General features: G+C 54.0%; 17 protein-coding genes. 9 read left to right on the forward strand and 8 right to left on the reverse strand.

Features of this window, described 5'->3' with window-relative positions; all coding sequences use genetic code 11:
• Positions 1–55: 55 nt before the first annotated feature.
• Complete coding sequence (locus CR46_RS0101905) at positions 56–1018, forward strand: ribonuclease Z (RefSeq protein ID WP_030069606.1); 963 nt, start codon at positions 56–58, stop codon at positions 1016–1018.
• Positions 1019–1129: 111 nt separating this feature from the next.
• Complete coding sequence (locus tag CR46_RS0101910) at positions 1130–1783, forward strand: DsbA family oxidoreductase (RefSeq protein ID WP_030069608.1); 654 nt, start codon at positions 1130–1132, stop codon at positions 1781–1783.
• A 183-nt stretch (positions 1784–1966) separates the two neighbouring features.
• Here CR46_RS0101910 and CR46_RS0101915 read toward each other — a convergent pair whose 3' ends face one another.
• Together CR46_RS0101915 and CR46_RS0101920 are read right to left on the reverse strand one after the other, a co-directional pair.
• A complete protein-coding gene (locus CR46_RS0101915; protein ID WP_030069610.1) occupies positions 1967–3163 on the reverse strand; it encodes an E22 family MetX-like putative esterase in 1197 nt (398 codons plus the stop codon).
• Positions 3164–3240: 77 nt separating this feature from the next.
• Entirely contained in the window at positions 3241–4413 is a 1173-nt protein-coding gene (locus CR46_RS0101920; RefSeq protein WP_030069612.1) for a UbiH/UbiF/VisC/COQ6 family ubiquinone biosynthesis hydroxylase, read from the reverse strand.
• A 115-nt stretch (positions 4414–4528) separates the two neighbouring features.
• Between CR46_RS0101920 and CR46_RS0101925 the strand changes: the two genes are divergently transcribed.
• On the forward strand, positions 4529–5368 hold the full coding sequence (locus tag CR46_RS0101925) for an NAD-dependent protein deacetylase (protein ID WP_035536194.1): 840 nt from the start codon (positions 4529–4531) through the stop codon (positions 5366–5368).
• Here the strand turns inward: CR46_RS0101925 and CR46_RS0101930 are convergent.
• Positions 5365–6006, reverse strand: coding sequence for a DNA-3-methyladenine glycosylase (locus tag CR46_RS0101930; RefSeq protein ID WP_030069617.1), 642 nt, complete (start codon positions 6004–6006; stop codon positions 5365–5367). The two genes, CR46_RS0101925 and CR46_RS0101930, sit on opposite strands and share 4 nt — an antisense overlap.
• A gap of 70 nt (positions 6007–6076) precedes the next feature.
• Between CR46_RS0101930 and CR46_RS0101935 the strand changes: the two genes are divergently transcribed.
• From CR46_RS0101935 to CR46_RS0101950, 4 genes are all read left to right on the forward strand, one after another.
• Complete coding sequence (locus CR46_RS0101935) at positions 6077–7540, forward strand: protein adenylyltransferase SelO (RefSeq protein ID WP_030069619.1); 1464 nt, start codon at positions 6077–6079, stop codon at positions 7538–7540.
• A gap of 63 nt (positions 7541–7603) precedes the next feature.
• Positions 7604–8650 (forward strand): DNA polymerase IV, encoded by a 1047-nt coding sequence (gene dinB / locus CR46_RS0101940; protein ID WP_030069621.1) that lies wholly within the window; start codon positions 7604–7606, stop codon positions 8648–8650.
• Positions 8651–8794: 144 nt separating this feature from the next.
• A complete protein-coding gene (locus tag CR46_RS0101945; RefSeq protein WP_030069623.1) occupies positions 8795–9616 on the forward strand; it encodes an alpha/beta fold hydrolase in 822 nt (273 codons plus the stop codon).
• An 18-nt stretch (positions 9617–9634) separates the two neighbouring features.
• Positions 9635–9883 carry a YkoF family thiamine/hydroxymethylpyrimidine-binding protein gene (locus CR46_RS0101950; protein ID WP_030069625.1) on the forward strand — a complete coding sequence of 83 codons (249 nt, stop codon included), beginning with the start codon at positions 9635–9637 and terminating at the stop codon, positions 9881–9883.
• 130 nt (positions 9884–10013) lie between these two features.
• Here the strand turns inward: CR46_RS0101950 and gabT are convergent, their stop codons facing one another.
• The 5 genes from gabT to csiR all read right to left on the reverse strand — a co-directional run bounded on the left by gabT (position 10014) and on the right by csiR (position 15674).
• A complete protein-coding gene (gabT, locus tag CR46_RS0101955; RefSeq protein WP_030069627.1) occupies positions 10014–11288 on the reverse strand; it encodes a 4-aminobutyrate--2-oxoglutarate transaminase in 1275 nt (424 codons plus the stop codon).
• Positions 11289–11453: 165 nt separating this feature from the next.
• A complete protein-coding gene (locus tag CR46_RS0101960; RefSeq protein ID WP_035536126.1) occupies positions 11454–12257 on the reverse strand; it encodes an EAL domain-containing protein in 804 nt (267 codons plus the stop codon).
• A 230-nt stretch (positions 12258–12487) separates the two neighbouring features.
• Positions 12488–13702 carry a CaiB/BaiF CoA transferase family protein gene (locus CR46_RS0101965; protein ID WP_030069631.1) on the reverse strand — a complete coding sequence of 405 codons (1215 nt, stop codon included), beginning with the start codon at positions 13700–13702 and terminating at the stop codon, positions 12488–12490.
• A gap of 18 nt (positions 13703–13720) precedes the next feature.
• The gene (locus tag CR46_RS0101970; protein ID WP_030069633.1) at positions 13721–14899 is read right to left on the reverse strand and encodes an acyl-CoA dehydrogenase; all 1179 of its coding nucleotides are present in this window, start codon (positions 14897–14899) and stop codon (positions 13721–13723) included.
• An 85-nt stretch (positions 14900–14984) separates the two neighbouring features.
• Positions 14985–15674 carry a DNA-binding transcriptional regulator CsiR gene (gene csiR, locus CR46_RS0101975; protein WP_030069635.1) on the reverse strand — a complete coding sequence of 230 codons (690 nt, stop codon included), beginning with the start codon at positions 15672–15674 and terminating at the stop codon, positions 14985–14987.
• A 122-nt stretch (positions 15675–15796) separates the two neighbouring features.
• On the opposite strand from csiR, the gene lhgO reads away from it, so the two are divergent.
• Positions 15797–16993 carry an L-2-hydroxyglutarate oxidase gene (gene lhgO / locus CR46_RS0101980; RefSeq protein ID WP_030069637.1) on the forward strand — a complete coding sequence of 399 codons (1197 nt, stop codon included), beginning with the start codon at positions 15797–15799 and terminating at the stop codon, positions 16991–16993.
• Between the two features lie 161 nt (positions 16994–17154).
• Positions 17155–18114 carry a TAXI family TRAP transporter solute-binding subunit gene (locus CR46_RS0101985; protein WP_030069639.1) on the forward strand — a complete coding sequence of 320 codons (960 nt, stop codon included), beginning with the start codon at positions 17155–17157 and terminating at the stop codon, positions 18112–18114.
• The last annotated feature ends 22 nt before the right edge of the window (positions 18115–18136 follow it).

Below are 18136 nucleotides of genomic sequence, written 5' to 3' on the forward strand. Positions count from 1 at the left end.
ACCCATTTACCCGCAAGTGGATGACCTGTATCACCGCTACCGGTTTGAGCAACACATGAACCTACTCTTTCTCGGCACCTCCGCCGGTGTGCCCACTAAACAAAGAAACGTCTCTGGGATCGCTTTGCGTGAAAGCAAAGGGAAGGGCTGGTATCTGGTTGATTGTGGTGAGAGCACTCAGCATCAGGTCTTACATACCAAGCTGTCGTTCCATTCGTTGAAAGCCATCTTGATTACCCATGTGCACGGCGACCACTGCTATGGGCTGCCGGGCATTCTGGCGAGTGCCGCCATGGGTGGCCGGAAAGCGCCGCTGACTATTGTTGCGCCCGCAGGTATCCAAACGTGGTTTGAGGCAACCTGTGAGGTGACGCAGCTATGCTTACCTTTCGCCCTGGAGTTTATCGCCTCAGACGATCTGCCAAGCGTTGAGTTTGAGAGCATCGCGGTTGAGACCTTCGGACTTTCACATCGGGTGGCGTCTTATGCCTATGCATTTACGGAGCGAAAGGTTGATGCTGCCCTGGACGTGGATAAGCTAGCGCAAAAGGGGATTCCAAGAGGGCCGTTGTGGGGGCAGTTGAAGCAAGGGGTTGATAGTGAGTTTGCAGGTGAGCAGTTAAAAAGCAATGATTACTTAATTTTTAAGAATAAGCCCAGGAAAGTAGTGATCGCTGGAGACAATGACCAGCCTGACTTATTGAACGAGGCGTGTGCAGAGGCGCAGGTGTTGGTGCATGAGGCCACCTATACCGAAGGGATGGCTGAGAAGGCTGGCGATGTGGGACATAGCTACGCCAAACTTGTTGCTGCTTTTGCCGAATCGATAAAGCTACCTAATTTGGTGCTGACGCACTTCAGCCCTCGTTATCAGCTTAACCCCAGTGCGTCGCCGTCTATCGAGGACATCCGCAAAGAAGCACAAAGCGTCTATTCAGGCTCGCTTTTCTTGGCGCGGGATTTTAGCGAATACACCTTGGAAAAAACGGGCCACTTTTCTGAAATAAAGGGCGAGTAGTGTTTTCTGCGCGTGGTCGTCTGGGCTGGTTACGTTTAGGGGTTTCGTGTTACAAGCCAGTGCTCGGCGCTGTTTGAGCCCCGATGACCGAACCCAGCAAGGAGAGTCCTCATGCAGAAGTTGAGAGTCGATTTGGTGTCCGATGTAGCATGCCCGTGGTGCGCGATCGGCTATCGGCGCTTCGAACAAGCGTTAGAGATACTTGATGGTGAGATCGATGTAGAACTCTTCTGGCAGCCCTTTGAGCTCAACCGGGATATGCCGCCCGAGGGCGAGCCGATCCTAGAGCACTTATGCCGCAAGTATGGCAAGGACGCGGCCAGCATGGAGCAGTCCCAGCGGGAGATTATGGCCGTGGCCGAAGAACTTGGGCTGAATTTCCGTGGTGCACTGGAGCGCCGGGCGAATAATACCTTCGATGCCCATCGTGTGCTTGCATGGGCCGCAACGCAGAACCGAGAGACGGCGCTGCAGTTGGCATTATTTGAGGCCTACTTTGGTGATGCCAAGCGTCCTTCGGATCCAGAGGTGCTACGAGAGAAGGCTATTGAAGTTGGGCTTGATGGTGACGTTGCCGAGGCCATCGCCCGGTCTGATCAGTACGCGGACGACGTTCGAGAGGCAGAGCAGAAATTCATGGAGGCAGGGGTCACTGCCGTGCCGGGGTTTATACTCGATGGACGCTACCTGATTTCTGGCGCCCAGCCAGCCGATGTGCTTGTCGATGCGCTTCGTCAGGTGGCTGAGGAAAACGCGAGCCGTTAATGCCCTACAGCCTCTGGGGCGACTCTAGTAGTGCATCATCATACGCTGGGTGAATGCTCTTCGCTTCCCAGCATTTTTGTCGCTGGCGTGTGGCTAGTCAAACGATTTCAAAACGCTATTTCTTAAGCGCGGGCTCTCAATAAGCCCGCGCGTTACTCACTATTTCAAAAGCTATTTTAAAAGCTATTTCAAAAACTCTCGCAGCGTTTTGCTGGCTTGGTCGATGGCGACGACGCCATCTAAATGGCCGCGGTTGCCTTCCAGGGTTTTAAGCGTTACTTCGGTGCCGTCGGCTTCTATCAGCTCGGCAGTGCGGCGTACGCCTTCGGGGGCGAAGACGAGGTCGTTTTCGCTGTACAGCATCAGCGTTGGGGCGTCGATGGCGGCCAGTCCTTCTTCTAGTGAATCACCGTGGCCCGCCATAAAGAGTTGGTTGGCGCGGACCAGGTAGAGCAGGTGGTTGGCATCGGAAAGTTCAGCGCGGGCGGCGGCGACGTCATCCAGCGTTTGTTCAATGGCGTAGCGGGCGTTGATATCTTGAGCAGGATCGCGCTCTTCGTCAGCCCAGTCGCGGTTGAAGGTTTCGTTGGCCCACTGCCAGTGATTGGCATTGAGGGTGACGAGCTTGAGCGCTTCTTTTAGCCCATCGGTGGGTGGCTCGCCATCGTAGTAATTGCCTTCATTCCAGTTGGCGTCTAAGCGAATGGGCGCTGCCCAGGCGCTAAGCGTTGCCAGTAACCAGGGGTCGGCAACGCCGCCGCCAATAACAGGAATCAGCCTGTCCACTTTGTCAGGGTACGCGCTGGCCCATTCAAACGCTTGAAGCGCCCCCATCGAGGCACCCATGACCGCGTGGAGTGATTCAATGCCCTGGCTCTCTAACAACGCACGCTGTACCTCGACAAAGTCACGGATTGTTACCACAGGAAAGTCCATTCCCCACGGTTCGCCGGTGTCTGGATTAATAGAGGCGGGGCCAGTGGTGGTGACATTGGGGTCGTGGGCGTTGAGGTTCACCAGCGTATCGGACGCAATAATGTAGTACTCGTCGGTATCCAGTGGTTTGCCGGGGCCGATGATGGCATCCCAGTAGCCGGTTGGCTCGCCATCCGGGTCATAACGACCTGCTGCGTGGCTGGTGCCAGAGAAAAAATGGGTAATTAAAATGGCATTGTCACGGGCGTCGTTTAATTCACCGTAGGCTTCCCAACCCACCGCAAGCTCGGGAATTGTTTCGCCGCCTTGAGTGGTGAAGTCTTGCATCTCGAAGGTTTGTTTTTCGACGACGCCATCCCAGGCCAGTAGCGGTGATGCTGCAAGTAACCCGAGGCTAGTGAACGTCACCACGGTCAATAAAGAGTGTCGTTGCTTGAGGGGCATACGCCTTCCTTAAATGAGGGATTGTTATGATTATTGTTGGCAACGGCTGCGTTGCCACCCTCTTAGCGTAGACGGCTTTAGCGCATTTTAAATGGGTTTAGCCCGTTAGCTTGTTGCATCATCATACGTTTGGCGAGCGGTACGCGTTCGGCAAGGTGCAGGCTGAGATCACCCAGCTGGCGTAGCGGTTTTGCGCCGGTAAACAAGTGATGGAAGCTGTCAGTGGCAGCAATCATGGCTTGGTTGGCTAAGCGGCGCTGGCACTCGAAGCGATGCAGGCTAATGTGGTCACCAGGGTCGCGGCCTTTGATGATTAGCTCTGCCAGTGTGTCGGCATCATGCAGGCCAATATTCAGCCCTTGTCCTGCCAGCGGATGCACCACGTGGGCGGCATCGCCAATCAAGGCTAAGCGCTTGCCGATATAGCGTTTAGCGTGCTGGCGTCTAATGGGAAAGCTCGCTTTTGCCACGACTCTTGTTAGCTTGCCAAGCCGCTTAGGAAAGGCGGTTTCAATGGCCGTTTTTAGAGCGTCATTGGATAGCTGTTCACGGGCTTTGGTGGCTTCGTCGCTGTCATACCACACCAGCGATGCACGTTGGCCGGGTAAGGGCAGCATGGCAATCGGGCCAGTGGGGGTGAAACACTGCCAACTAATATCTTGCTGGGGCAGCTCGGTCTCCACGTTAATAATCATCGCCCGCTGATGGTAGTCGTAACTGCTAACGCTAATGCCGGCGAGTTCTCGTAGCGTTGAATGCGCGCCATCAGCGCCCACTATTAATCGGGCGCTTAAGGTTTTGCCATTATCTAGCTCCAGCATGCGGCCGGTGCTGGCGGCCATGGTGCTCAGCGGCGCGCACTGGGTGTAGCAGGTCACGCTGGGAAGATTCTCTAAGCGCTGCCATAACGCATATTGCAGGGTGCGGTTTTCGATAAAAATACCGAAGTCATCCATGCCACTGTCCTGGGCAGAAAATAGCGAATGGCCGGAGCCATCCTGGTTGGCGACATCAATATGGCGAAATGGGCAGCAGCGCTCTTCCGGTAGCTCGGTGCCGCTTGCTTTTACAAACGACAGCGAGCGGGCATTAAGTGAGGAGATACGCAGGTCATAATCGCCGCTGGGCGGGGTGGGGGCGCTGCCGCGTTCTACCAAGCCAACCGATATACCGGCATGGCCTAACCGAGCCGCCAGTGCAGCTCCCACCATGCCACCGCCGACAATGATAATCTCGTGATCCCACTGCATGAGGCACTCCTTACGTTGAATAACGAGGGCATATTGCATGACCCTTTATTGTCATACAGTATCGTTTACTTGTCGCAGTGTTGCATAGGGTGATCCATTGACGCAGGCCGTGGAAATGACAAATAGCATCGCGCAGGCAGGGGAAGCGCTGGCGAGTTTTATTGAGCGCCATCCTAAACTGTGGGTGATTACTGGCGCAGGAGTCAGCACCGACAGCGGCATTCCTGATTACCGTGATGCGGACGGGCAGTGGAAGCGACCGCCGCCGGTACAGCATGGCGATTTTATGGCCTCACTGGCGGTGCGCCAGCGCTATTGGGCGCGGGCGCTTATTGGTTTTAAGGCCATGCGTGAAGCCCAGGTGAGCGGTGCGCATCGTGCACTAGCGGCGCTTGAAACCATGGGCTACGTGGAACTGCTGGTGACACAGAACGTGGACCGTCTGCATCAGCGGGCAGGTTCTAGCAAGGTGATTGATTTGCACGGGCGAGCAGACATGGTGGCGTGCATGACCTGCGGTTACCAACTTATGCGCCATGCTATGCACAGCGAAATGGCTAACATGAATCCCCGTTTTGCAGCGTTAGATGCCCGCCATGCCCCCGACGGCGATGCAGATTTAGAAACCGATTTTTCGACGTTTAAGGTGCTGGACTGCCCACGTTGCCAAGGCATCTTAAAGCCCCAGGTCGTTTATTACGGCGATGTGGTGCCGCCAGCGCGGCGCTTGGCTGCTCAAGCAGGGCTGCAAAACGCCGATGCTGTATTGGCTGTGGGCACCTCGTTGATGGTGTATTCCGGTTACCGCTACTGCCGTGATGCCCACGCCATGGGCTTGCCAGTTGCCTCGCTGTCGTTGGGCGTTACTCGCGCCGATGCGCTCTTAACCCATCAGTGGCGCGCTCCGTTAACGCCAGTGCTAGAGCACGCGGTGGCGTGTTTGAAGCGTGACTAACGCGTTTTCGAGACCCAGGGATTGCCCTCACTCCACAGCCGCCAAGGGGCATCGCGGTCGGTGGGCTGGGCATAATCGATACCCACGCGAGGGCCAGAGGCAACGGCATCGGGAGGAGTGCCCGCTGTTATCCATAGCGCGTTCGGCTGGGTCATATCATGACCATATAGCGTTTTATCAATACGCAGCGCGCGGGTTAGCTTACCGGGGCCATTGGTGAGATTGCGGCCCTTTACATCACGTAGCGCGCGCATGGCCGCTTCGCCTGACACTGGCTCCACCGCACGAATAAGCACCGCGCACGGGTTGCCTTCTGGCTGTGTCACCACGTTCAGCAGCCAGTGCATGCCATACACCAGATACACGTAGGCGTGCCCTGGTGGCCCAAACATGGCCTCCGTTCTCGGCGTTTTGCGCCGATGCGCATGGCAGGCCGAATCTTCAGACCCCCGATAGGCCTCTGTTTCGACAATCTTCGCGATCATCAGCTCACCTTCGTAGTAACGAACCAGTCGGCAACCCAATAGATCCCGAGCGACGGCGAGGGTGTCGCGGTGATAAAAGTCGAGCGGAAGAGGAGGTAACGCCGCTGTGTTAGCGAGTCGATTAACGTCAATTAATGGGTCAGTATGCGCCATGATATCGCCAATTACTTGAGTAAGCTGCTAGGGTATTCGTTAGTCCTTTCTTTTAAAAGCGGAGTCGCCCGTGCTGTCATTTGAACACCAGTTTGCCACGCTTCCCGAGCCACTGTGGATGGCCTGTCAGCCAACGCCAGTGAACCAGCCGACGCTGATTGTATTTAATCAGCGGTTGGCAGAAACGCTAGGAATGGAAGTTAAGCCTGATGATGCCACCCTTGCCCAATGGTTTAGTGGCAACCAACTGCCACCAGGCGCAGAATCGCGGGCGCTAGGTTACGCTGGGCACCAGTTTGGTAACTTTGTGCCGCAACTAGGTGATGGCCGCGCGCTGTTGTTAGGGGAAGTCATCGACCAGCACGGCATACGGCGCGATGTTCAGCTCAAGGGCAGCGGCCGCACGCCCTTTTCCCGCGGTGGTGATGGTCGTTCGCCGTTAGGCCCGGTATTACGTGAGTATTTGGTCAGTGAATTTATGGCTGCAATGGGCGTGCCCACCACCCGTGCGTTAGCCGCTGTTTCGACTGGCGAACGAGTGGTGCGCCAACTGCCTGAACCTGGCGCGGTCTTTACCCGCGTTGCCAGCAGCCATCTTCGTGTAGGCACCTTCCAATTCGCTGCGGTGCGCAGAGATGAAGCTGCCCTGAAGGCGTTGGCCGACCATGTGATTGCTCGCCACTACCCTGAAGCCGCCAGTGCAGACGATCCTTATTTAGCCTTGTTAGAGGCAGTCGTTGCTCGCCAAGCGGCGCTGGTGGCGCGTTGGATGAGCCTTGGCTTTATTCATGGTGTGATGAATACCGATAACTGCAGCATTGCCGGAGAAACCATCGATTACGGCCCCTGTGCCTTTATGGAGCAGTTTGACCCGCAAAAGGTCTTCAGCTCGATTGACCAAGGCAAGCGCTATGCCTTCGACAACCAGCCCGCGATTGCCCAATGGAACCTAGCCCGCTTTGCCGAAACGTTACTGCCGCTGATGCGCGAAGAGGGCGATACCGTGGTAGAGCAGGCCACTGACGCCATTCGTCATTTTGAGTACCTGTTTGATGTGGAGCAGTGCCGTCTGCATGCAGATAAACTCGGCCTTGCTCCAGAAAGCGATCAAGCAGATCCGCTGATGAAAGCGCTAAAGAGCCAGATGCACCAGGGACGGATGGATATGACCGCCACCTTTGATGCGCTGACACATTACGCCAGCACCTCAAGCGAGCTGCATAAAGAGGCACTGTTAGCGCTGACCACCCAGCCCAATGAACTGGCGGCATGGTTGGATCAGTGGCAAGCCGCACAGCTGGCCAGCCAAGGCAGCGAGCGTTTAGACGCCATGCGGCGTGCTAATCCAGTGGTCATTCCCCGCAACCACCGCATTCAGGAAGTTATCGATGCGGCTTACGAGGGCGATTTTGCGCCGTTTCACACCTTGCTTGCTGCGGTCACCCAGCCCTTTGATGAATCCGCAGAAGCACGCCGCCTTGCAGCCCCTGCAACAGAAAACGAACAAGTACTGAGAACGTTTTGTGGCACCTAGTAGCGGCTTTTCCTGTGGTAAACTGTGATTATTTACAGGTAAGGGCGGAGGCAAGGGCAATCTGTGCGCAAAATTATTCATTGCGACTGTGACTGCTTCTACGCAGCGGTTGAAATGCGTGACAACCCGGTGCTTAACGATGTGCCTATTGCGATAGGTGGCAGCGTTGAGCAGCGCGGGGTTGTCGCCACCTGTAACTACCCCGCCCGCGAATTTGGCATCCACTCGGCCATGCCCATGGCCCAGGCGCTCAAACGCTGCCCGCATTTGACCGTGATTCGTGGTGACATGGCCAAATACAAAGCGGTGGCACGCCAGGTGTTTGCGATCTATCGCGATGTGACCGAACTGATCGAGCCGCTCTCGCTAGACGAAGCCTTTTTAGACGTGACCAATGTCACTCTTTGCAACGGTAGCGCCACCCGCATGGCCGAAGCGATTCGTCAGCGGGTGAAGAGCGAAATAGGCATTACCGTCTCGGCAGGTGTCGCACCCAATAAGTTTCTTGCCAAAATTGCCAGTGACTGGCGCAAGCCGGACGGCCTGTTTGTGATCACACCAAACGACATTGATAGCTTTGTGCAGCAACTGCCAGTCAAGAAAATCCACGGGGTAGGGCCGCGCACCGCTGAAAAACTGGCGGGGTTGGGTATCCAAACCTGTGCGGATTTGCGGGCTCGCTCGCTTACCGAGCTGGTCGAACAGTTTGGCCGCTTCGGGCATCGGCTGTTCGAGCTAAGCCATGGGCGCGACGAGCGGCCAGTGAAAACCCATCGCGAGCGAAAATCGATCAGCACTGAGCAAACCTACTCCCAAGACTTGCCGACGCTGGAAGCCTGTCGCCAGCAGTTGCCTGACCTGCTCAGTGACTTAGAGCAGCGCTATGCCAGACTAGACCCAGCGCCCGCCGTGCGCGGGCTAATGGTAAAGGTGAAATTCAACGACTTTACCCAAACCACCGTGGAACACGCCGACCCAGCGCCCAGCCTAGATCAGTTCGAATCCCTGTTAACTATTGGCTGGTTACGAGGGGAGAGGCCGGTTCGGCTCTTAGGCGTGGGCTATCGCTTGGCAGAAGAAGTTACCGCTCAGCAACTCTCACTGTTTTAATTAGCCTGTTAATACTTATGTCGATTGACGCTCATTTAAAGGCGAGTTAAAACAGACGTATGATAGTTTTGTCTACTTGCTAGCTAGTTAGCGTGGATGCTGTTGCCACGCTGCTTTCCTGTCTTCTTACCCTGCGAGCGAACCATGTCTGCCCATGCCACCCAACGCCCTCGTTTAGTGTTCGCCCATGCGAATGGCTTTCCTGGCTTAAGCTATCGCACGCTGCTGGAACCGCTGGCAGAGTCGTTTGACCTTCATCCGCTGGATCGATTGGGTCATCACCCGGATTACCCGGTGAACCATAACTGGGGCAATTTAGTTGATGAACTGCTGAGCTATTTACCTGAAACAGACGCGCCGCTATTGGGCGTTGGTCACTCGTTAGGCGGCACGCTGATGGCGATGGCGGCAGATAAACAGCCAGAACGCTTTTGTGGTGTGATTATGCTTGACCCGCCGTTGATGCTGGGGCCGGATGCCTGGGTGATGAAAGCGGCGAAACGATTCGGTTTTATGGACCGCATCACGCCCGCTGGCAAAACCCAGGGGCGGCGCAGCTTGTGGCCTAGCCGAGAAGCCATGGCTAACTCGCTACGCCGCCGTGGATTATTTCGCCGCTTTACCCCAGAGGCGTTGAACGACTACATTGAAGCAGGCACGCGCTTGCTGGATGACGGTAGTGCTGAGCTAACCTTCGATCCGCGTATTGAGGTGGAGATTTTTCGCCATCTGCCGGATCACCTTTCTGGGTTGCCACGTCGAGTCGGTGTGCCGATCCAGCTAGTGGCAGGGCAAGAGTCGCACTTACTCACCCCCACACGGGTTAAGCGGCTTCAGCGTCGTGGGTTAGCTATCAGCGAGGTTCCTGGTACCCATATGTTCCCTATGGAGCATCCAGATGAAACGCGGGCGGCCATATTAGCGGCGTGGCAGCGTTTTTCACAGGGAGCCAGTAAGCGCGCATAAAGCGCATAAGGAGGCAGAATGTATCTTTCCGTACAGCTAAGCTATTACCCGCTGGCCGATGATTTTAAGCCAGTAGTAAAAGACGTAGTAAAACGTTTGGAAGCCACAGGGTTAGAAGTTCACCCTAATCGAATGAGTACCCAGGTGTTCGGGGAATTCGATGCGGTGATGGCCGCTTTAAGCGATGTCATGAAATGGTCGTTTGAGACTCATGGAAAAGCGGTTTTTACAGCTAATTTCCTTGAAGGCGATCGACGCCCTCGGTAAGTAGAGAGCTGGCATGGCCGAAACAGCTCTAGGCGGGGGCGCTGTAAACCCATCCCTGGGCGCTACTTTTGCCATCCATGGCAAAAGGCCCCCGCTACGAGCTGTTATAGGCCTTTTGAATCAGAGCCCCTTAAACCAGCGATTCCAGGCAGGATTCAATAATATCCAGCCCTTCGTTGAGGACGCTGTCTTCAATCGTGACCGGCATTAAGAAGCGAATCGTATTGCCGTACATGCCGCAAGAGAGCAAGATCAAACCTTCCTCACGGGCTTTTTTACACAGCGCGGCAGCAAGCTCAGCATTGGGCGTGCGATCGGTTTTATTTGAGACTAGCTCGAATGCTGCCATAGCGCTCATGTTGCGCACATGGTCAATGCAATCGAACTTGGTTTGCCACTCACTAAAACGCGCCGCTAGCTTTTCACCCAGCGCTTGGCTTTTTTCAAGAATATTCTCCTCTTCGAACACTTCCATCACGGCCAGCGCTGCGGCACAGGCCGTGGGGCTGCCGGTATAGGTGCCACCCAGAGAGTTGGGGCCAGAAGCATCCATGACCTTGTCGGTGCCAACAATCGCAGAAATGGGCATGCCGTCAGCCATGCTCTTCGCCATGGTCATTATGTCTGGCTCAACGCCGCTGTGCTCAATGGCGAACATTTTACCGGTACGGCCAAAGCCAGACTGCACTTCGTCGATGATCATTAGCATGCCATGCTCATCGCAAATTGCGCGGATTTTCTCAAGAAAGCTCTTGGGCGCGGGATAGAAGCCGCCTTCGCCTAGCACGGGCTCTAAAATAATAGCGGCGGTATCTTTTGGATTGGCGTCAGTTTTTAGGGTCATTTTTAGACCACGAATGGCTTCGTCTTCGCTGACACCGTGGTAGGGCACCGGGTAAGGGGCGCGGAATACCGTGCCAGGCATCGGGCCGAAATCGGTTTGATACGGTGCGACTTTGCCGTTCATGGCCATGGTGTAAAACGTACGTCCGTGATAACCACCATCGAAACAAATAACGTTAGAACGGCCGGTGGCCGCGCGGGCAATTTTAACCGCATTTTCCAGCGCTTCTGCGCCGGAGTTAGCTAGCATGACTTTTGCGTGGCCGCGTACCGGTACAATATGGCTAAGTTTTTCAGCAACCTTCACATAACCTTCATAAGGCATGACGGTCTGGCAGGTGTGCATGACCTTATCCAGCTGGGCTTTCACAGCAGCAACGACTTTCGGGTGACGATGCCCTACGTTCAAAACGCCAATGCCACCTGCGAAGTCGATAAAGCGGTTGCCGTCGGCGTCCCAGATCTCAGCATTTTCAGCACGATCCGCAAAAGCGGTAGCAGGGCTGGCAGCGCCCGCCGCAACGTACTTCTGCTTTAGTTCGTTTAGCTCGGCATTGCTCATGGCTCAACTCCTTTGGGTGTTGGATATTGCTTATAAAAAGTCTGCAGTGACACTGTTCATATGACAGGTTCGGTCTTCATTGTTTCATATTCGTTATATAGACGATAAAACGGGTGTTATGGGTAGTAAATAAAAGACAGTAGGTAGTAGACAGAAGGTTGGTGTTCAGTAGATTGATGTTTCTAAGCCTACACACACCTCTTCTCTTAAGTCTAATAATCGAGAGGTGAGGTCTGGGCCCAAGCAATTAATGGCGGGTTTTGCGTAAAAAAATCCCTGCTGGCGAACAATGCCTGTCCGCGCTAACCACAGGGCTTCTGCATGGGTTTCCACTCCCTCAGCAATCAGTGTCATATTTAATTCTTTGGCTAACAAAACAATCGAGTTAAGCAACGCTTGGCGGCGTGAGTCATGGTCACAGTTCATAACCAGTTCACGGTCAATTTTAAGCTTGTCCGGCGTTAGGTCAGTCAATAAATCAAGATTGGCATAGCCGTTACCAAAGTCATCTAAGGCCGTTTTAAAGCCCATTTCGCGGTACGCTTCGATAATGTTGCGTAGATGTTGGCGATCACGTACGCGCTCGGTTTCGGTGATTTCAAAAACGAGGCGTTCCATTGGCCACCCAACGCGTTGTGAAACTTCGAGGGTCGCTTGAATACAGGCTTCCGGCTCGTAAACAGCATTGGGTAAAAAATTGATTGATAAGTCTGTTTGCATATTTAGTGCGCTTGCCATTTCAATCGCTTTTACTCGGCAAGCTTGGTCAAAGCGGTACATCAAATCATCGGTTACCTGAGAAATAACGCTCCAAGCCGATTCGCCATTAATACCCCGTACGAGCGCTTCATGGGTCGTAACCCGCGCAAGTGATACGTCGACGATCGGCTGGAAAGCCATCGTGAACTCAAAAGGAAGGTCTCCTTCGCAGCGTTTACAACTACCCTCTACCCATGCGCAGTGACCCATGAAATTCCCCCTATCGCCGTGCGCTTAATTATCAGCCTGCCGATCTTTTGAGCTGTCGTCGGTTAATTTGAAACTTTATTTAATTATCTAATTATAGACGAAATCAGTTTAGTCGCTTGTGAACTTTTCGTATAGGTTTTGTATAAAGATTATAGTGAAGCATGCTTAAAGGGCAAAAAAGCGCCTTGTTAGGCGCTTCGATGAGTTATCTGCCGTGCAAACGTGCAAGATTAAATAATGCCTGCTTGGCGCAATGCATGACGTTGTTCGCGAGTAATGCCAAGCTCGTCGAGCACCTGATGGGTGTGCTCTCCCAGAGAAGGAGGGGCCGTTTGGGCACTAATCGATTCACCGTTTATGCGGATTGGGTTCGCTACCAAATCAACCTGGCCTGCTTGGTGGTGAGGGAGCGTTTGCTTTAGGCCGCGGGCTTTAACATGGGGGTCGTCAAAGACGCGATCTAGCGTATTGATAGGGCCACAGGGCACCCCGACATTTTCAAAAGCGGTTAACCACGTATCTGTTTTCTGAGTAGCTAACGCGGCGGCGATAGCAGGAAGCAATTCCTCGCGATGTTTTACACGCGCGCCATTGGTGGCAAATCGCGCGTCTAGCGGTAGGTTTGGCTGGTCAATCACGTGGCAAAAACGCTTAAACTGTTCGTCGTTGCCGACGGCCACGATCATGTGACCATCTGCGGTGGCAAACGCTTGATAAGGCACAATATTGGGGTGCGCATTGCCCATTCGCTCGGGCACGTGACCGGACGTTAAGTAATTGAGAGCTTGGTTTGCCAGTACGCCTACCTGCACATCCATCAGCGCCATGTCAATATGGCATCCAACGTTGCTATCGCGGCGCTGGTAAAGCGCGGCTAGCACTGCATTGGCGGCATATAAGCCAGTGAATATATCGGTAAAAGCCACACCGCTCTTCACGGGGCCACCACCGGGTTCATGGTCAGGTTTGCCGGTTAGGCTCATAATGCCGCCCATGGCTTGAATCATGAAATCATAACCGGCGCGGTGCGCATAAGGGCTTTCCTGGCCAAAGCCGGTGATCGAGCAGTAAATAAGCCGCGGATTCAGCGTCTTTAGGCTGGCGTAATCAAGGCCGTAGCGTTTTAAGCCGCCGACTTTAAAGTTTTCCAGCAGCACGTCAGACTGAGCGGCCAACTGTTTAATAAGCGCTTGCCCTTCGGCCGTTGCCATATCCACGGTAACCGAGCGCTTGCCTCGATTGGCGCACAGGTAGTACGCCGACTCTGAGCTACCAGAGAGCCATGGAGGCCCCCAGTGGCGAGTGTCGTCACCGCTGACAGGGCGCTCTACCTTAATCACGTCGGCCCCCATGTCCGCGAGCATCTGCCCGCACCACGGGCCAGCCAGTACGCGGGAAATGTCGAGTACCTTAATGCCTGCAAGTGGTTTGGTTGCTGTGCTCATCGGGTGCCTCGTTTGCCGTTAGAAAAACGCTTGAATACCGGTTTGGGCGCGGCCAAGAATCAAGGCATGGACATCATGTGTGCCTTCGTAGGTGTTTACTGATTCCAGGTTCACCATATGGCGAATAACGCCATACTCGTCGGAAACGCCGTTACCTCCGTGCATATCCCGTGCGACGCGGGCGATATCCAACGCTTTACCGCAGTTGTTGCGTTTAATCAGCGAGATCATTTCAGGCGCCCAGTTGCCGCTGTCCATCAGGCGGCCTACCTGCAAGGCGGCTTGCAGGCCCAAGGTGATCTCGGTTTGCATATCCGCGAGCTTTTTCTGGATCAGCTGATTAGAGGCTAACGGACGGCCAAACTGTTTGCGGTCTAGCGTGTATTGGCGAGCGGCATGCCAACAGAACTCGGCGGTGCCTAATACGCCCCAGGAAATCCCGTAGCGGGCTTTATTCAAGCAGCCGAAGGGGCCTTTTAAGCCGCTAACGTTAGGCAATAAGTTTTCGTCAGGAATAAAGGCGTTATCCAGTACGATTTCACCGGTAATAGAGGCGCGCAGTGACACTTTGCCTTCAATTTTGGGTGTGCTGAAGCCGTCGGTGCCGCGCTCAACAATAAAGCCTTTAATTTGGTTGTCGTGGGCAGCGGACTTCGCCCACACCACTGCAATGTCAGCAATCGGACTGTTGGTAATCCACATTTTAGCGCCGGTTAAGCGATAGCCACCGTCAACTTTTTCTGCCCGGGTAATCATGGAGCCGGGGTCTGAACCATGGTCTGGTTCGGTTAGACCAAAGCAGCCGACCATTTCACCGCTGGCAAGCTTAGGCAAATATTTGTGCTTCTGCTCTTCAGAGCCATAGGCTTCAATGGGGTACATCACGAGCGATGACTGCACGCTCATAGCCGAACGGTAGCCAGAATCGACGCGCTCTACTTCGCGGGCAATCAAACCGTAGGCTACATGGTTAACGCCTGCGCCGCCGTACTCTGGGGAGACGGTCGCACCCAACAAACCAAGCTCGCCCATCTCATTCATAATCTGACGGTCAAAGCGCTCCTCGCGAAAAGCACTCAGCACACGTGGCTGCAGGTTTTCCTGGCAGTAGTCGTGGGCGGCATCGCGAATTTGGCGCTCTTCGTCGGTAAGCTGGTGCTCAAGGTGTAGCGGGTCATCCCAATTGAAGCGTGTCATGGCGTGAACTCCTCAGGCATTATCATATTGAGTTCAATGTATCGTCGTTCTTATAAAATTTCTACATTTTTTTAAAACGGCGAATTTATTGAATGCCTCGAGCTGTTAGTACGCGGGTAATGATTGGCACTGGGGTCATTAAGTGGTCGCGCATCAGGTTAGCTGCTTGCTCTGTGTCACGGGCTAGGATGACGTCGACTAGGGCAGCATGCTCTTGGCGTTTGGTTTCCAGCGCTTGGGGAGACATCACGGTTTCCTGCAGCCACAGGTGGCGATAGCGCTCAACCTGATTAAACAGCGTATCGCGCATTTGTAGTAGGTGGGGCGAGTTGCAACCGCTGGCAATGGCGGTATGAAACGCTTTATGGCGTGAGTCCCAGCCATCAAGCAGCTCATCAGGTGAGCTCACTTCAGTCACTTTGGAAAGCCTGTGAGCAGTCGCCAACACGTTAGCTTCCCAGTCGTCGTCGCCGCGCTCGATGGCTAAGCGCAAAATCAGGCCCTCTAACTGTGCGCGGGCGTCGTAGATGTCATTGAGTTCAGCCAGTGACATCGGCGCAACACGATAGCCGCGCTGGCTAATCGCAATCACCAAACGGTCGGCGACTAGTTGGGAAAGCGCTTCTCGGAGTGGGCCGGTGCTGACGCCGTAATACTCCTTTAGACGGCTCATCAATAGCTTCTCTTCCGGCGCATAGCGGCCGCGAATAATGTCGTGCTTTAGCGCACCATAAGCGCTGATAGCGAGGTTTGGGCGCGGCGCATCGTGCTCCATGGTATCTCCCTAGGCGAGTGTACCGGGTCAGTATGTTAGACCAATGTAGGGACGTGGCGATCAACGTCGATTAACGGCTATTATCAATAAATTTTGAAAATTTGGCACAGGTAACGTCATTCATGTGGGATTTCATCATTATTGGTGGCGGTATTTTGGGGTTTTCGACCGCTATGCAGCTGCAAAAAGCGTATCCAGAGAAACGTATGCTGGTGCTCGAAAAAGAGTCTGGCCCCGCGCAGCACCAAACGGGTCACAATAGTGGAGTCATTCATGCCGGGGTGTATTACACACCGGGTAGTCTGAAGGCTAAGTTTTGTCTTGAGGGCAACCGCGCGACCCGTGAATTTTGCGATCAGCACAACGTAAAATACGATATCTGCGGCAAATTGTTAGTCGCTACTAATGCCGTTGAGAAACAGCGTATGGAAGCGCTATGGGAGCGAACCGCTGCCAATGGTTTGGAGCGAGAATGGCTAGAGGCTGATGCGCTAAAAGAGCGCGAGCCTAATATCTCTGGGGTAGCGGGTATTTTTGTACCTTCAAGTGGCATCGTCAATTATGCCGAGGTTACTCAAGCGATGGCCGCTGAATTCGAGCGTTTAGGGGGTGAAGTTCATTATGGCAGCTGCGTCACTGGTCTTGATGAGCGTACCAACGATGTCGTGGTGACCACGCAAAATGACACGTTCACCAGCCGTTACTTGGTGTCTTGTTCAGGACTGATGGCTGATCGGGTGATCCGCATGCTGGGGCAAGACCCTGGCTTTACGATTTGTCCGTTTCGCGGCGAATATTACTTGCTGCCAGAGCGCCATAACCGAATTGTTAATCATCTGATTTATCCCATTCCGGATCCTACCATGCCGTTTTTGGGCGTACACCTGACGCGCATGATTGATGGCACGGTGACGGTTGGCCCCAATGCGGTGCTGGCGTTGAAGCGCGAAGGCTACCGTAAACAGGATATGTCGCTGACCGACATGGGTCAGATGTTCACCCATCCGGGCATCTTGAAAGTGTTAGGCAAGCACCTAAAGCCTGGGTTGCTTGAGATGAAAAACTCGCTCTACAAGCGCGGTTATTTGTCTTTAGTGCGCAAGTATTGCCCCAGCCTAACGGCAGAAGACTTAACACCTTATCCTGCGGGGGTGCGGGCTCAGGCGGTGTCGAATGATGGCAAACTGGTGGATGATTTTCTATTTGTTAATACGCGGCGCACCGTCAACGTAGGCAATGCGCCTTCTCCTGCGGCGACCTCGGCGTTACCAATAGGAGCGCATATTGTGGAACAGGTAAAAGGGCTGCTGAGTGAGTAGTGTTGTATGAGTAGTGTTGTATTAGCATCTCACGCTAAAGCCGTGCTAACTTCTTTGCACCGTTTCTACTTGCCGTTTACGGTAACCAGAAGCAGAGGGGCTTGACGCCCCCTTATCGTCAACCCTACTTAATAAGTCCAAAAAGGACGTAGGAAATGCTCATGAGAACTCTAAAATATACAGTGGCAGCATCTATGTTAGCCGTCGCACTGCCCGCCAGTGCGCAGCAGCTCTCTATTGCGACTGGTGGTACCGGCGGGGTTTATTATCCAATCGGCGGTGGCTTTGCTGAAATGATTAATAACCATATTGAAGGCGCTCAGGCGACCGCTGAGGTTACCGGTGCCTCCGTCGAAAATATGGGCCTAATTATGCGTGGCGATGCCGATTTGGCACTCGCGCTCGCGGATACGGTTTATCAGGCTTATAACGGCAGCGGCGACTTTGAAAGTCGCCAGATTGAAAATACCCGCGCGCTGGCGTCTGTTTACCCCAATGCAGTACAGCTAGTGACGCTAGCCGAGTCGGATATCCAAACGATTGCTGATCTTGCCGGTAAGCGCGTTTCTGTTGGTGCGCCGGGTAGTGGTACCGAACTCAATGCGCGTGCCGTACTGGAAGCCAATGGCATTAGCTACGACGACTTTACTCCTCAGCGCCTCAACTTTAACGAAACTGCTGATGCCATTCGTGATGGCGATATCGATGCCGGTTTCTGGAGTGTTGGGCCGCCTACCAGCTCTATCCTAAACCTTGCGGCTACTCGTGATATCCGTCTCATCGGTCTTTCTGATGAAGAAGTTGCCAATGCACAGGAAGCAGAAGCAGTGTTCGCGCCCTATCAGCTGGCAGCGGGTATGTATGACGGCATGGATGAGGCCATTCAGACCATTGGTATTCCCAATGTCTTGGTGGTGAATTCTGATATGGATGAAGAGCTTGCCTATCAGTTGACTCAGCTGCTGTTCGAGAATACTGACGAGCTGATCGCTGTTCATCCTGCTGCCAACGACACCACGATCGAGTTCACCATGAACTCTACGCCAGTGCCGTTACACCCGGGTGCCATCCGCTATTTTGAAGAAGTTGGTGCTGATATTCCCGATCGTCTGCGCCCTTAACGGTTAACGAGTCACGTCGTAA

It is taken from the genome of Vreelandella neptunia (genome assembly GCF_000712975.1).
Taxonomy (GTDB): Bacteria; Pseudomonadota; Gammaproteobacteria; order Pseudomonadales; family Halomonadaceae; genus Vreelandella; species Vreelandella qaidamensis.